Here is a 13,731-nt window from a genome sequence, read left to right on the forward strand (position 1 = left end):
GCAACCGGCCCCGTCTTATCTGTTGGCGTTCAGAGTCCGAGCATTGCCTCGATCGGCCCCTTGGGGAGGGGGATGAGGAACCAGCGCTCAAGCGTCACGTAGAAGAACGCCGGCACGCCGATGGCCACCGCCAGCGAGAGCGGGAAGCCGTATTTGCCCAGCCACGTCATGAACACGACGATGAGCAGGAAGGACGGAAGATAAATTCCGAGGAACGGGATCAGCGCGACATAGATCGTCGCCGGGATCAGAACCCGCAGCACCTGGCCAAGCTGGCCCCACTCGGCGAACAGGCCGGTTTCGTGCTCGCGCAGGGCCATGACGAGGTTGATCAGGCTGCACAGGCAGATGATGAGCCCGACATAGAAAGGAAAGAAGCCGGCCTGCGGACCATCCGAACCCCAGCCGAAGCCGACGATGACGCTGCCATAAATGACGATGAGGCCGAACAGCAGGGTCAGCAGTGCCGTGCCGATCTCGACGGCACGTTGCTTCGGTCCCGCTGCGGCTCCGTGGTGAGCCTGTTCCATCAAGATATCTCCGAAAAATGCGCGCACAGGCCCACCCGGCGGGTAGGCCCCGGCGGCGGCAGGTCACGCTTGCTCGTTGTTACGTTGGTATTCGCAGGCCCGGGGGCGGCCAGGCGGATGGTGCTTCGACCATCCGCCCTTCGCCGTGTTTCCACGATGTTCGCAGATTCCGCAGCCGGCCTTCAGCCGGCTGTTCTCGGGCGTGCGCGCCAGTCTTCGAGGCGCATCAGTTACCGGCGATGAAGCCGGCTTCCTGCATCAGGCCCTTGTGGGTCGTCTCGGCCTGATTGAGCCAGGCCTTGAACTCGTCGCCGGCCATGAAGGTCTGGTTGAAGGCACCATCCTTCATGAGCTGCTTCCACTCGGGGGTCTCGCGCACCTTCTTGAACAGCTCGACGAAGTAGGCGACCTGCTCATCCGTCACGCCCGGGGGCATGAAGACGCCGCGCAGCATGAGATATTCGACGTCCAGGCCTTCCGACTTGCAGGTCGGAACCGAGGACCAGGACAGGTCACCCTGAATCTTGTCGGTGTAGGGCAGAGTCTTGGAGTCGAACACGCAGAGCGGGCGAACCTTGTCGCCGCGCCACTGGGAGACGGCCTCGATCGGGTTGTTCACGCTCGAATTGATGTGCCCGCCGACCAGCTGCACCGCGACCTCGCCGCCGCCCTTATAGGGGATGTAGGTCAGCTTCTTGCCCAGCGCCTTCTGGATGGCGACGGTGATGATCTGGTCTTCCTGCTTGGAACCGGTGCCACCCATCTTGAAGGTGTTGTCCGGAGCGTCCTTGATCGCCTTCTCGTATTCCTGCGCCGTCTTGTAGGGCGCCTCGGCGTTCACCCACAGCACGAACTCGTCGAGCGCCAGCATGGCGACCGGGGTCAGGTCCTTCCAGTTGAAGGGAATGCCGGTGGCGAGCGGGGTGGTGAACAGGTTGGAGAGCGAGATGACGATCTTGTGCGGATTGCCCTTGTTGCTCTTCACGTCGAGGAAGCCCTCGCCGCCGGCGCCGCCGGACTTGTTGATGACGACGAGCTGCGTCGACATCAGGTCATGCTTGGCAATGATGCCCTGGAGCGTGCGGGCCATCTGGTCGGCGCCGCCGCCGGTGCCGGCGGGAACGATGAACTCGACCGGCTTGGTGGGCTCCCAGGCGGCCGCGGCCGGCAGCATGGACAGGGCCGTCATGCCAAGAGCGGTCACGGCACCGAGGCCGAGAGCATGCAGATGTTTCATTTGGCGTTTCCTTCCCAAAGGGTTTGGCGAACGGCCGACTCATTGAATGGTCGGCTCTTTGCTTGGGGGCCTGCCTCTCGTCCGAAGCCGGGGCAAGACCTCTGATAACCGGCGACTTTGTTGTGTCTCTCCGCCGGATATTCTGTGTAATAACTTGTACCAAGAATAAGCCGAAGCCAAGCGATAATTCTAAAGTGCAATGTTGCAACGCAAGGTCAACTGGTATTACGTATTCACGTTATTATGAATCTGGCATACCAACTCTGGTATACTTAATAATTCATATTTTACGTACGCATATCTTATTACGCAAACCATTGCGCCAGAAGCCTTTTCCGGCCATGGCTGCCGGCCCGCCCGCTCTCCCCACGGCTGACCGGGTGTGGTGCCCGGCGACCATCGAGGCTGAGAACCGGTTTTCTTGACCGCACGACGCGAATACATAACCCGGCGAGTTCTGCCCGACTTTGCCCCGATATCGCCCACTTTGCCGCCATATTGCTGCGGTGCAGCACATCCGGTTCGAGCTCTGAAGGGGATTTCGACCACGCCTTCACGAGGACGGGTGAAACTCCGGGAGAAAGTCGCCGCCTGCCGTCGCGGCACGGTCGCGGCGCGGAATCGATTTTGCTAGGAGACGGGCGAATGGCACCGCCTCCCCAATTAGGCCGCGAAGCGGACCGACCTTTACCTGCCGTCTCGGATTCGGGACATCAAGGAGACACTGTCCAAATGACCAGCCGTGTGATTCCGGTGGCTCCCTTCACGCTCACCGTCTTCGGCGCGACGGGTGACCTCTCACGCCGCAAGCTCATTCCGGCGCTCTTTCACCGCGACCTCGACGGCCAGATTCCGGACGATGCCTCGATCATTGGCGTCTCCCGCCGCGCGCTCAGCGACGATCAGTTCCGCGCCTTCGCCCGGCAGGCGCTCAGCGACCATATTCCTGCCAGCGAGCTGGAAGGGCCGGAAGTCGACCGTTTCCTCGCCCGGCTGTCCTATGTCGCCGCCGATGCCGACGCCGATGGCGGCTGGCCCGAGCTGGCGCAGCGCGTGGGCACCTCCCCCGAGCATATTCCGGTCTATTATCTCGCCACGGCACCGCACCTTTTCGGGCCGATCTGCGAGCGGCTGGGCAAATACGGCCTCGCCGAGCATGGCCGAGTCGTCATCGAGAAGCCCATCGGCAAGGATCTGAAGTCGGCCGTCGCGCTCAACCAGCAGATCGGCCGCATCTTCCCGGAAGAGCGCGTCTACCGGATCGACCATTATCTCGGCAAGGAAACGGTGCAGAACCTGATGGCGCTGCGCTTCGCCAACGCCTTGTTCGAGCCGCTGTGGAACAACGCCCATATCGACCATGTGCAGATCACCGTCGCCGAGGCGCTGGGGGTCGAGGAGCGCGCCGGCTATTACGACACCGCCGGCGCGATGCGCGACATGGTGCAGAACCATATCCTGCAGCTGCTCTGCCTCGTGGCCATGGAGCCGCCCGCCTCGCTCGACGCCGATGCGGTGCGCGACGAGAAGCTCAAGGTGCTGCGCGCCCTCAAGCCGATCGACGACCACAACATGGCCGCCGTCACAGTGCGCGGCCAGTACCGTGCCGGCGCCTCTGCCGGGGGCGCCGTGCCGGGCTATCTCGACGAGCTCGGCTCCTCCACCAGCCACACCGAAACCTTCGTCGCGGTGAAGGCGGAAGTGGAGAACTGGCGCTGGGCGGGCGTGCCGTTCTATCTGCGCACCGGCAAGCGGCTCGCCTCGCGCGTCTCGGAGATCGTGGTCGGCTTCAAGCCGGTGCCGCATTCGGTGTTTGACGCCAATGTGGGACCGATCGAGTCGAACCGTCTCGTCATCCGCCTGCAGCCGGACGAGGGCGTGAAGCTGTGGCTGATGATCAAGGACCCGGGCCCCGGCGGCATCCGCCTCACCCATGTGCCGCTCGACATGAGCTTTGCCAAGGCGTTCAAGGTCCGCAACCCGGACGCCTATGAGCGCCTCATCCTCGATGTGGTGCGCGGCAACCAGACCCTGTTCATGCGACGCGACGAGGTCGAGGCGGCGTGGAAATGGGTGGACCCGATCCTGCAGGCGTGGCGTGGTGCCAAGGAGCCGCCGCGCCCCTACACCGCCGGCACCTGGGGGCCCTCGGCCGCCATCGCGCTCATCGAGCGCGACGGCCGGACGTGGCTCGAAGACGGCGCCTGATCGGCGCCTTGGGCTCGAAGACGGCGCCGGACCGGCGCCCGCGATTCGAAGAGGACGGCGCCTTATCGGCGCCGCTGACGTGACGACGGCGCCCTGCCGGGAGATCGGGGTGCCCATGCGAGAGGCGTGGCGGCCGGTCCCCGGACGCCGCGCAACTGCCCTATACTCACGGCGGACGGCGCGGCGCGCCGCCATGAGGCAAGGGGTCCGGCCGCTGGCCGGCACGAAAGGGAGCACGCGGGAGCATGCCGGAACTGCACGAACTGAAGGACAGCGCCGAGGTGGCGCGCGCGGTGGCTGATTTCGTCGGCGCGGCGCTCAGCGCCCGCGTGGCCCGCAGCGGCTTCGCAAGCCTCGCGGTCTCCGGCGGGCGCACACCCACCCGCTTCTTCGAGGAACTGTCCACCCGCGACCTGCCCTGGGAGAGGATCGCCGTCACCCTGGTGGACGAGCGCTGGGTGCGCGAGACGTCGGAGCGCTCCAATGCCCGGCTGGTGCGCCAGCATCTGATGCAGAACAAGGCGGCCGCCGCCCGGTTCGTGCCGCTCGCCAATGACGCGCCGACGCCGGAAGACGGCCTCTTCGCCGTGAACGAGGCGCTGGAGGAAATGGCGTGGCCGCTCGCCTGTGCCATTCTCGGCATGGGCGATGACGGCCACACCGCTTCCTTCTTCCCCAATGGCGACCATCTGGAAGAAGCGATCGACCCGGACGCGGCGCTCGGCCTCATCCCGATGCGCGCGCCCGATGCCGGCGAGCCGCGCATCACCCTCACCCTCCCCGTGCTGCTGGGCGCCGATGCGCTCGCCTTGCACATCGAGGGCGAGGCCAAGAGGCCGGTGCTGGAAAAGGCGCTGGGCGAGGGCCCGGCGACCGAGATGCCCATCCGAGCCGTGCTGCGGGCCAAGCCGGGGCTCGACATCTTCTGGTGCCCCTGAGCAGGCACCGAACGCCTCCGGCGACCCGCCCGGGCCGCCGGTCACCAAGGAGCGGCCGCAATTGCCGGCCGCTGATGCTTCTGAGGAGAGCCGCATGGCCAACGCCATACCGTCCAGCGTGAACGCCCGCATCGGCGAGGTCACGGAGCGCATCGCCACGCGTTCGCGCGACACCCGCGCGCGCTATCTGGAACGGATTGCGGCGGCGGCCGAGCGCGGCCCCACCCGCGCCAAGCTGGGCTGCGCCAACCAGGCACACGGCTTCGCCGCCTGTGGCCCCTCCGACAAGGCGATGCTGCGCGAAGGCCCCGGCGCCAATCTCGGCATTGTTACCGCCTATAACGACATGCTCTCCGCCCACCAGCCCTATGAGACCTATCCTGATCTCATCCGCGCCGCCGCCCGACGCGCCGGCGGCACGGCGCAGGTGGCGGGCGGCGTGCCCGCCATGTGCGACGGCGTCACCCAGGGCGAGGCCGGCATGGAATTGTCGCTGTTTTCGCGCGACGTCATCGCGCTGTCGACCGCCGTCGCCCTGTCGCACCAGACCTTCGACGCCGCGGTGTTTCTGGGCATCTGCGACAAGATCGTGCCGGGCCTCGTCATCGGCGCGCTGTCCTTCGGCCATTTGCCGGCGGTGTTCATTCCCGCCGGGCCGATGACCTCCGGCCTGCCCAATGACGAGAAGGCCAAGATCCGCCAGCTCTTCGCGGAAGGGAAGGTTGGCCGTGACGCGCTGATGGAGGCCGAGAGCCAGTCCTATCACGGGCCGGGCACCTGCACCTTCTACGGCACCGCCAACACCAACCAGATGATGATGGAGATCATGGGCCTGCATCTGCCCGGCGCCTCCTTCGTCAACCCCAACACGCCACTGCGCGACGCTCTCACCACGGCCGCGGCCGAGCGCGCCATGTCGATGACGGCACTGGGCAATGACTACGTGCCGGTGGGCCGCATGCTCGACGAGAAGGCCTTCGTGAACGGCATTGTCGGCCTGCACGCCACCGGCGGGTCCACCAACCACACGCTGCACATCGTCGCCATGGCGGCGGCGGGCGGGATAAAGCTCACCTGGGACGACTTCTCCGACCTCGCCGACGTCACCCCCCTGCTGTGCCGCGTCTACCCGAACGGCAAGGCGGACGTGAACCACTTCCATGCGGCCGGAGGCATGGGCTTCGTCATTCGCGAGCTCATCTCGGACGGCAAGCTGCACCGCGACGTGGAAACGGTCTGGGGCGGTGGCCTTGACGCCTACACGCAGGAACCCATGCTTGCCGCCGACGGCTCGCTCGGCTGGCGCGAAGGAACGGTGGAAAGCGGCGACGAGGCGGTGCTGCGGGGCGCCGGGGCGCCGTTCCAGGCGACGGGCGGGCTCAAGCTGCTCGCCGGCGAACTGGGCAGGGCGGTCATCAAGACCTCCGCCATCGCGCCCGAGCGGCACATCATCGAGGCGCCGGCCCGCGTGTTCCACAGCCAGGAGGAACTCCAGGCCGCCTTCAAGAGGGGCTCGCTCACCGGCGACTTCATCGCCGTGGTGCGCTTCCAGGGCCCGAAGGCCAACGGGATGCCGGAACTGCACAAGCTCATGCCGCCGCTCGGCGTGCTGCAGGATCGCGGTCACAAGGTCGCGCTGGTCACCGACGGGCGCCTGTCCGGTGCCTCCGGCAAGGTGCCGGCGGCCATCCATGTCACCCCCGAAGCCGCCGATGGCGGCGCCATCGCGCTCATTCGCAATGGCGACATGATCCGTGTCGACGCGGTCAACGGCACGCTGAAGGTGCTGGTCGACCCGGAAGTCTGGGCCGAGCGCGCGCCGACGCCGGCCAATCTCGCCCCGTCGCATGTCGGCGTCGGGCGCGAGCTGTTCGCCGCCTTCCGCGCCGCCGTCGGCACGGCCGACACGGGGGCCAGCATCTTCGCCGTTTAACCGGCTACACAACCGGCAACGCCGGCGCCGGGACGGCTGACCGTCATGGGGAGTGCCCGGCCATCGGCCGGGCGCCACTCAGTAGAGCGGGCCGATCTTGCCGAGCGGCAGCACGCCAAGCATCACCCGACCGTCGCGGAACGCGAAGGGAAAGGAGCTCGCCTTCTGCCCGTCGACCGTGGTCGGCAAGCCGGCCATCATCATGGCGGGGGCGAGATTGGCCAGGAAATCAGGCATGAGGCCGGCCGTTGCCATCGCCTCGAACAGCGGCTGCGCCTTCACCACGGCGAGGTCCAGCTTCCCGTCCGGCCGGCGCTGCGCATCCAGACCGAGGTCGCCGGACGCGCTGAGCGCCCCGCCGCCTCCGGTGATGCGCGCCAGTTCGAGCTTCACGCGCCCGCCCGCCTGCTGCCACAGCGCCATCCGCTGGGCGGCCGGCATGGAGCGGAAAGGCGGCACCTGCGTCACCGTCGCTTCCACTTCGCCGTTGATCGACTTGGCCGCGAGCGCCGCCGCCTGCGCCGCCGCAACGCCGGAGGTGCGGGCCTGCGGCGTGCTCAGCGCCATGCCGCTGGCACCGGTAAAGCCGAGCGCGATGTCGAGCGTGCCCAGCGCCTCGCCGGGATGGTGGCGCACATGCAGTTCCAGACGCCGCGCCGAAAACACCGTCGTGCCGCCCTCGGCCAGCGTGTAGTCATTGGCGGCGATGGAGACGCGCTCGGCACGTCCCTCGCGGCCCACGCCGCTGACCTGCAGCAGCGACCAGTTCGCCGTGATCTCGCGGCCGGTCCCCGCCTCAGTCAGGACCGAGGGTCCCTCGAACTCGGCGATGATATGGCGCGGGTTCCACACCTGCGCCACGGCATGGGCGCGGGTCATGCGGGCGTTCCAGTCCGTGGGGCCGGAAAACGTCACGGTAGGGGCGTCGCAGATCAGCTCGAAGCGGAAGGGATAGCCGCCGAATTCGCGGCTGGCGCAGTTCCACGTGCGCCCCTCCGTCGCCTCGCGGGCGATCCACGCGTCGATTTCCGCCGCCGCGCGGCCGGCGCCCCAATTCCACGCCAGCGACCAGCCGATGCCCAGCAGCACGATCGCCGCAAAGGGCAGCGCGATCAGCCATCGGCGACGGGGCGCGACGGGATCGGGGCGGACATCGGAAACGCTCATGCAGCAACTCCAGGCAGGACGGCCGGCGCACGCTCGACCGCCGATGCGGCAGGCTTAAGGCGCTGGGGGTTCGCGGGCGGGCGCCCCGGCAAAAACATAGTCGCACCTCGAACATGTGCGACGGCTTCAGATCACGCGCACCGCTTGCGCCATCGCGCGTCCGCAGGCAAGGACGTTTGGCACGGCAAGCGCACCGATTCCGTCTCCACCACAGGTCACCTTATGCCCGCCGCCGGTCTTGTCGCCCATCCCCCCGCCCCCGGCGAGCCGCTCTGGGTGTTCGGCTATGGCTCGCTCATGTGGAATCCCGGTTTCGACTTTGAGGAGCGCGTGCCCGGCAAGCTCATCGGCGCGCACCGCTCCTTCTGCGTGAAATCCGTCCACTGGCGCGGCACGCCGGAAAAGCCGGGCCTGGTGCTCGGTCTCGATCGTGGCGGCGCCTGTGTCGGCATCGCCTTCCGCGTCGCGCCGTCAGGAGCGGAAGCAACGCTCGCCTATCTGCGCGAGCGCGAGCAGGTGACCAACATCTACCGCGAGGCGGTACGGCGGGTGTGGCTGAAGGATGGGAGCGCACGCACGGTGCCGGCCGTCGTGTTTCTGGTCGATCGCGGCCACCCGCAATATGCCGGCCGGATCACGGCCGAGGAACGGCTGCATCTGATCCAGCAGGGCCATGGCGTGGGCGGGCCGAATGCCGATTACGTCAGCGCCACCGCCGTGCATCTTGCCGAACTCGGCATCCGCGACGAGGAAGTGGGCTGGCTGGTCGAGCGGCTGTAGAGGCGCGCCGCGCCGGAGAGGCCGGCCGCGCGTTCCCAGCAGGCCGTTCAGAGAGGCGCCAGCGCGCCGCTGTCGGTTTCCGGCAGGATGCGCAGATGAATCTCCTGCGCGCCGGTCGCCATGGCGGCACTGCGCGCCTTGGCGCCGGCCGGTCCGGTCCACATCGGAATGCGGCGGGTGCCGTCCATCCGCACGGCGATAGCCACCGCTGCGGGATAGTCGGGCGCCTCCTCGGCGGCGTAGACCGAGAACACCTGGCGGCGTCCATCCGTCCCCCGCCAAAGCCGGAAACGCCGTGCCAGCAGACCGCTGGCGCTGAGCGGACCGGCGTCTTGCAGCGAATCGAAGCACTTCGTGTCGCGTGTCATCATGGGAACAAATCTAGAACATCTGGTTGCGGCGTCAACTCGGTTCCTGGGATGAATCCGCAAACATGCTGAAGGTTCCGTTGATGTGGCGTCAGGGCGGCGGGCCGTCCCCGCCCTCGCGCAATTGTGAGGTCACCGCCGGCCAGGAACGTACCCCGGCATAGGCGGCGAGGAACTTCACATATTCGATCGCCAGCAGGCGCAGGCTGGCACGCGGCATCGGGCCGTCCGCATCGGGCGCGCGCTGCGGCACCACGGGGTAGGGCACCAGCACGATGTCCGGCATGGTGCGGCGCAGTTCCACCAGCGCGCGCGGCATATGCCAGGCGGAGGTCACCACCAGCAGCGAACGGAAATGATGTCCGTGCGCCCATTCCGCCGTCTCGATCGCGTTGCCCTGCGTATTGAGCGCCGAGCGGCCGAGCTCGACGCAGCATTCCAGCGCCTCGCGGGTCGCCGGCACGGTGCGCACGATCTCGTCCAGCGTGGTGTCGGGATGCACGCCGGTGATGAGCAGGCGCTTGCCGCGCCCGTCGAGCAGCAGGTTGGTGGCATCGACGATGCGCTCCGAACCGCCCGTCAGCACCACGATGCCGTCGGCGCGGCGATCCGTCTGCGCCTCGCGACCCTCGATCCCCGCCACGAAGAAGGCGAAGCCGATGAGCAGCGCAAGCGTCGTCGCCGCCAGCAGCCCCGCGACGACGCCGAGCAGCCGGAGCAGGATTCGCAGGCCCGAGGACCGCGGCGGCACGGCAGGAGGGCCGGAGGGATAGGCGGACGTCACCGGGCGCGGCCTCAGCTTATGCCGCGCAGCGTGCGGTAGACCGTGGCGCTCGAGGTGAGCGTGGTCACCAGCGCCACCAGCACCGCGACACCGACGATCCCGCCATAGCCCCGCGCATCGATGGTCAGCGCGCCGACAAGCGTGTCGATCTGCCGGTCGAGGCTCAGCCAGCCGGGCAGCGTCGAGCCGAGAAAGAACAGCGCGACTGCCGCGCCGCCGCCAATCGCCGCGCCTTTCAACCCGACGGTGAGAAAATGGCGCTGGAACTCCGACACGATGAAGGTGTCGCGCGCGCCGACGAAATGCAGCACCTCGACGACGAAGCGCGCCGCATCCACCGCCGCGCGGGTCGCCACCGCCACGCACAGCACGGTGGCGACGGCGACCAGCGCCAGCACGGCGAGACCGATCGCCATCGCCGTGTGTGCCGTGGTGGAAAGGCGCTCGGCCCAGAGGCGGTGGTCGTCGAGACTGGCGGAGGGCACCTGCAGGGTAAGCCCGGCGCGCAGCGCCTCCAGCGTCTGCGCGTTCGCGTTGGACTCGAGGCTGACCGCCACAAGCCGCGGCACCGGCAGGTTGGCGAGATCGAGCCCGGTGCCGAGCCAGGGCTCCAGCAACTTGGCGGTGGCGGCGGGGTCGAGGGCACGCGCCGACGCCACGCCGGGCGTCCCCTGGGCGACCTCGACCGCCTTGGCGAGCGCAGCCTCGACATCCAGCCCGTCTCCCGGCTTGATCTCGATCGTGGTCTCTCGCGCGATGTCCGCCGTCCACTCGGTGGCAACATTGCTCACCGCCGAGACCGCGCCGATGGTGATGCCGGCAAGGAAGGTCATGATCGCGATCACCGCGATCAGCGCCCGGGCGGTCACCGTCGCGCTGGGCACGATGGGGCGCTGGGCGGCCGAGCGGGGCGACGCGGCAGCGTTCGCCGCGGCGCGGGCGGCAGGGGTGACAGGCCGTCCGCCCTGTTCCGGCGCGGCCGCCACCGACGCCCCGGCCGCGCCCGGCCGGCGCAGCCGGCCGGTGATCGTCGCCAATCGTCCCGTGGGTCGGTGCTCAGTCATAGACGGTCAGGCGCCCCTGATTGATGACGAGACGGCGCGCGTCGAACTGGTCCATCAGTCCGATGTCATGGGTCGCGATCAGCACCGAGGTGCCGGTCTTGTGCAGTTCGAGGAACAGGCGCAGCAGCCGGCGGGCGAGGCTCGGGTCCACATTGCCCGTGGGCTCGTCGGCCAGCAGGATTTCCGGTCGGCTGATCAGCGCCCGGGCGATGGCCGCGCGCTGCTTCTCGCCGCCCGAGAGAACCGGCGGCAACACATGCATGCGCTCGCCAAGCCCCACCCAGTGCAGCAGCTCGGTCACCTCCGCCCGATAGCTCGCCTCCTCGCGCCCCTGCACGCGCAGCGGCAGCGCGACATTCTCATAGGTGCTGAGATGATCGAGCAAGCGGAAATCCTGGAACACGATGCCGATGCGCTGGCGCAGCGCCGCCGTCTCATCGGGCGCCAGCTTGGCGGCGTCGCGGCCGAAAATGGTAATCAGCCCGCGTGTCGGCCGCAGGGAAAGGAACAGCAGGCGCAGCAACGTCGTCTTGCCCGCGCCGGACGGTCCGGTGAGGAACTGGAATGAGTGCGCGGGAATGCCGAAGGTGACATCCCGCAGGACCTCCGGGCCCATGCCGTAGCGCAGACCGACATTCTCGAAGCGAACCAAGACTCAATCCTTCGGCGGGGCGGACGCCCGCTGATTCTGATGGCGCGACCTCTAACATAGCGTGTCCGCCACGTCGCAAAAGACACGCCGGCGCGTCAGACGCTCCCGGTAGTTGGAAACCTCGGCTGGACGGGCGTCAACGGCCCGTTCATCCTGACCGGCTCAGGACAGGGTGCGCCACGCGCCGCGCAAGAGGAAGCCGATGACCGAAGAAAATGCCCCCTCGACCTCTGCTGATGCCGGTCCTGCCTATCAGAACGCCGCCATCGAGGTGCTGTTCGACGCTGATACCATCGCCGGCCGCAATCGCGAACTGGTCGCGGAAATCGTCGCCGCCGCGCCGGAGAAGCTGGTGGTCATCGCCGTACTGAAGGGCAGCTTCGTCTTCGCCGCCGACCTCATCCGCGCCATGCACGCCGCCGGGCTGGCGCCGGAGGTCGAGTTCATCACCCTGTCGAGCTACCGCGATGCCCGTGTCTCCTCCGGCCAGGTCGCCGTTCTGCGCGACATCGAGACGGAGGTGCGTGGGCGCGACGTGCTGCTGATCGACGACATCCTCGAATCCGGCCGCACGCTGGCCTTCGCCAAGGATCTGCTGTCGGCGCGCGGGGCGCGGCGCGTGCTGGTGTGCGTGCTGCTGGAAAAGCCGCTCAAGCGGGCGGTGCAGATCGAGGCGGATTTCGTCGGCTTCAAATGCCCGGACTATTTCGTCGTCGGCTACGGCATGGATGTGTCGCACGCCTTCCGCCAGCTTCCCTTCATCGGCTACATCCCCGACGCTGAAAAATAGGTGCCGCCGCCATCATTCCGGATCGGCTCCCCGCGCCAAGCCGGAGGATGACGGTGTGACGGCCGTCACGGCGGCAAGCGGGACTCCCCTTCACGCGAAAATGCTCTAGTGTCGCGGCCGATTCCCGCCCGAACAGGTTCCCCCGCCTTGCCGCTTTCCATCGCCACCTGGAACATCAACTCGGTGCGCCTGCGCATCGGGCTCGTCGGCAAGCTCGCCGAGGAGCACCAGCCCGACATCATCTGCCTGCAGGAGACCAAGACGCCGGATGATCGCTTCCCGCTGAAGGAGGCGGCCAGGCTTGGCTATCCCCACGCCGCCATCCACGGCCAGAAGGGCTATCACGGCGTCGCCATCCTCTCGAAGCGGCCCTTCGAGGCGGTGAGCCGGCAGGGTTTCTGCGACATGGGCGACGCGCGCCACATCTCGGTGGTGCTCGGCCGCGAGGCGGGGCTCTCCGCGCCGCTGACCATCCACAATTTCTACATTCCGGCCGGCGGCGACGTTCCCGACCCCGAGGTGAACGAGAAGTTCCGCCACAAGCTGGCCTTCCTCGACGAAGCCACCGCCTGGGAACATCTGCACCCGCTTGATCCCGCCGCCCGCTCGGTGCTGGTGGGCGACCTCAACATCGCCCCGCTGGAAACCGATGTATGGAGCCACAAGCAGCTGCTCGACGTGGTCAGCCACACCCCCATCGAGGTGGACAAGCTGGCGAAGCTGCAGGCAGCCGGCAAGTGGGTGGATGTGATGCGCACCTTCATTCCGCCGGAGGAGAAGCTCTACACGTGGTGGAGCTACCGCGCCGCCGACTGGGCGGCGTCCAATCGCGGCCGCAGGCTCGACCATGTGTGGGCAACGCCGGCTCTCGCCCCGCTGGCCCGGGCGATGACCGTGCTGCGCGAGGCGCGCGGCTGGGAGCGCCCCTCCGACCACGTCCCCATCATCACCAGCTTCGACGCGTAAGGCCGCAGGCGCGTGTTGCGGGCTCGCCTTTCCGCAGGCGGCGTTATAGGTTGCGCGTGATCGTCTCCTGCCCCAGTCGAGGAAGCCTCCTTGTCCCGCGCTCTCTCCCGCCTGTGCCGTGTTCTCACCGTTTCGCTCGCGCTCAGTGGCGCGCTGGCGTTGGGCGGGTGCGGCGTGAAAGGCCCGCTGGAGCCGCCGCCCGGTTCGCCGCAGACGCACCCCGGCCCGGACGGCAAGGTGCCGAAGGATACCGGCCCGGTGAAGCCGAACCAGCCTTTCATCCTCGACGGCCTGCTCTGACCGGCTGAACCGCG

General features: G+C 67.9%; 14 protein-coding genes. 7 read left to right on the top strand and 7 right to left on the bottom strand.

The genetic code is table 11. The features are described 5' to 3' along the window. Positions 1-29: 29 nt before the first annotated feature. Positions 30-530, bottom strand: coding sequence for a tripartite tricarboxylate transporter TctB family protein (locus ACQY76_RS05375; RefSeq protein ID WP_428031866.1), 501 nt, complete (start codon positions 528-530; stop codon positions 30-32). Positions 531-756: 226 nt separating this feature from the next. Continuing rightward, positions 757-1,767 carry a Bug family tripartite tricarboxylate transporter substrate binding protein gene (locus ACQY76_RS05380; protein WP_428031867.1) on the bottom strand — a complete coding sequence of 337 codons (1,011 nt, stop codon included), beginning with the start codon at positions 1,765-1,767 and terminating at the stop codon, positions 757-759. 732 nt (positions 1,768-2,499) lie between these two features. On the opposite strand from ACQY76_RS05380, the gene zwf reads away from it, so the two are divergent. From zwf to edd, 3 genes are all read left to right on the top strand, one after another. Next, positions 2,500-3,975: a glucose-6-phosphate dehydrogenase gene (gene zwf, locus ACQY76_RS05385; protein WP_428031868.1), complete on the top strand. Its 1,476-nt coding sequence runs from the start codon at positions 2,500-2,502 to the stop codon at positions 3,973-3,975. Positions 3,976-4,220: 245 nt separating this feature from the next. Further along, the gene (gene pgl / locus ACQY76_RS05390) at positions 4,221-4,913 is read left to right on the top strand and encodes a 6-phosphogluconolactonase (RefSeq protein ID WP_428031869.1); all 693 of its coding nucleotides are present in this window, start codon (positions 4,221-4,223) and stop codon (positions 4,911-4,913) included. Between the two features lie 94 nt (positions 4,914-5,007). Then, a complete protein-coding gene (gene edd / locus ACQY76_RS05395; RefSeq protein WP_428031870.1) occupies positions 5,008-6,846 on the top strand; it encodes a phosphogluconate dehydratase in 1,839 nt (612 codons plus the stop codon). 78 nt (positions 6,847-6,924) lie between these two features. Here the strand turns inward: edd and ACQY76_RS05400 are convergent, their stop codons facing one another. Then, positions 6,925-8,013 carry a DUF2125 domain-containing protein gene (locus ACQY76_RS05400; RefSeq protein ID WP_428031871.1) on the bottom strand — a complete coding sequence of 363 codons (1,089 nt, stop codon included), beginning with the start codon at positions 8,011-8,013 and terminating at the stop codon, positions 6,925-6,927. A gap of 222 nt (positions 8,014-8,235) precedes the next feature. Between ACQY76_RS05400 and ACQY76_RS05405 the strand changes: the two genes are divergently transcribed. Continuing rightward, complete coding sequence (locus ACQY76_RS05405) at positions 8,236-8,793, top strand: gamma-glutamylcyclotransferase (RefSeq protein WP_428031872.1); 558 nt, start codon at positions 8,236-8,238, stop codon at positions 8,791-8,793. Positions 8,794-8,840: 47 nt separating this feature from the next. On the opposite strand, the gene ACQY76_RS05410 is transcribed toward ACQY76_RS05405, so the two are convergent. From ACQY76_RS05410 to ftsE, 4 genes are all read right to left on the bottom strand, one after another. Continuing rightward, positions 8,841-9,164 carry a hypothetical protein gene (locus ACQY76_RS05410; RefSeq protein WP_428031873.1) on the bottom strand — a complete coding sequence of 108 codons (324 nt, stop codon included), beginning with the start codon at positions 9,162-9,164 and terminating at the stop codon, positions 8,841-8,843. 88 nt (positions 9,165-9,252) lie between these two features. Beyond that, the gene (locus ACQY76_RS05415; protein ID WP_428031874.1) at positions 9,253-9,945 is read right to left on the bottom strand and encodes a YdcF family protein; all 693 of its coding nucleotides are present in this window, start codon (positions 9,943-9,945) and stop codon (positions 9,253-9,255) included. Positions 9,946-9,956: 11 nt separating this feature from the next. Next, a complete protein-coding gene (locus tag ACQY76_RS05420; protein ID WP_428031875.1) occupies positions 9,957-11,009 on the bottom strand; it encodes a cell division protein FtsX in 1,053 nt (350 codons plus the stop codon). Continuing rightward, on the bottom strand, positions 11,002-11,661 hold the full coding sequence (gene ftsE, locus ACQY76_RS05425; protein WP_428031876.1) for a cell division ATP-binding protein FtsE: 660 nt from the start codon (positions 11,659-11,661) through the stop codon (positions 11,002-11,004). Before ftsE ends, ACQY76_RS05420 begins: the two co-directional genes overlap by 8 nt. Before the next feature lie 202 nt (positions 11,662-11,863). On the opposite strand from ftsE, the gene hpt reads away from it, so the two are divergent. The 3 genes from hpt (at position 11,864) to lptM (ending at position 13,717) form a co-directional block, all read left to right on the top strand. Continuing rightward, entirely contained in the window at positions 11,864-12,451 is a 588-nt protein-coding gene (gene hpt, locus ACQY76_RS05430) for a hypoxanthine phosphoribosyltransferase (protein WP_428031877.1), read from the top strand. A 147-nt stretch (positions 12,452-12,598) separates the two neighbouring features. Further along, positions 12,599-13,417: an exodeoxyribonuclease III gene (locus ACQY76_RS05435; protein WP_428031878.1), complete on the top strand. Its 819-nt coding sequence runs from the start codon at positions 12,599-12,601 to the stop codon at positions 13,415-13,417. 90 nt (positions 13,418-13,507) lie between these two features. Next, entirely contained in the window at positions 13,508-13,717 is a 210-nt protein-coding gene (gene lptM, locus ACQY76_RS05440; protein ID WP_428031879.1) for an LPS translocon maturation chaperone LptM, read from the top strand. Positions 13,718-13,731: the final 14 nt, after the last annotated feature.

The sequence above is a fragment of the Ancylobacter sp. genome (assembly GCF_965279025.1).
Classification (GTDB): domain Bacteria; phylum Pseudomonadota; class Alphaproteobacteria; order Rhizobiales; family Xanthobacteraceae; genus Ancylobacter.

Excerpts from the sequence above, each read along its gene's own strand:
- ACQY76_RS05410 (WP_428031873.1), bottom strand. The coding sequence starts at position 9,164 with ATGATGACACGCGACACGAAGTGCTTCGATTCGCTGCAAGACGCCGGT.
- zwf (WP_428031868.1), top strand. The coding sequence starts at position 2,500 with ATGACCAGCCGTGTGATTCCGGTGGCTCCCTTCACGCTCACCGTCTTC.
- ACQY76_RS05380 (WP_428031867.1), bottom strand. The coding sequence starts at position 1,767 with ATGAAACATCTGCATGCTCTCGGCCTCGGTGCCGTGACCGCTCTTGGC.
- ACQY76_RS05375 (WP_428031866.1), bottom strand. The coding sequence starts at position 530 with ATGGAACAGGCTCACCACGGAGCCGCAGCGGGACCGAAGCAACGTGCC.
- pgl (WP_428031869.1), top strand. The coding sequence starts at position 4,221 with ATGCCGGAACTGCACGAACTGAAGGACAGCGCCGAGGTGGCGCGCGCG.
- hpt (WP_428031877.1), top strand. The coding sequence starts at position 11,864 with ATGACCGAAGAAAATGCCCCCTCGACCTCTGCTGATGCCGGTCCTGCC.
- ACQY76_RS05405 (WP_428031872.1), top strand. The coding sequence starts at position 8,236 with ATGCCCGCCGCCGGTCTTGTCGCCCATCCCCCCGCCCCCGGCGAGCCG.
- ACQY76_RS05420 (WP_428031875.1), bottom strand. The coding sequence starts at position 11,009 with ATGACTGAGCACCGACCCACGGGACGATTGGCGACGATCACCGGCCGG.
- ACQY76_RS05400 (WP_428031871.1), bottom strand. The coding sequence starts at position 8,013 with ATGAGCGTTTCCGATGTCCGCCCCGATCCCGTCGCGCCCCGTCGCCGA.
- edd (WP_428031870.1), top strand. The coding sequence starts at position 5,008 with ATGGCCAACGCCATACCGTCCAGCGTGAACGCCCGCATCGGCGAGGTC.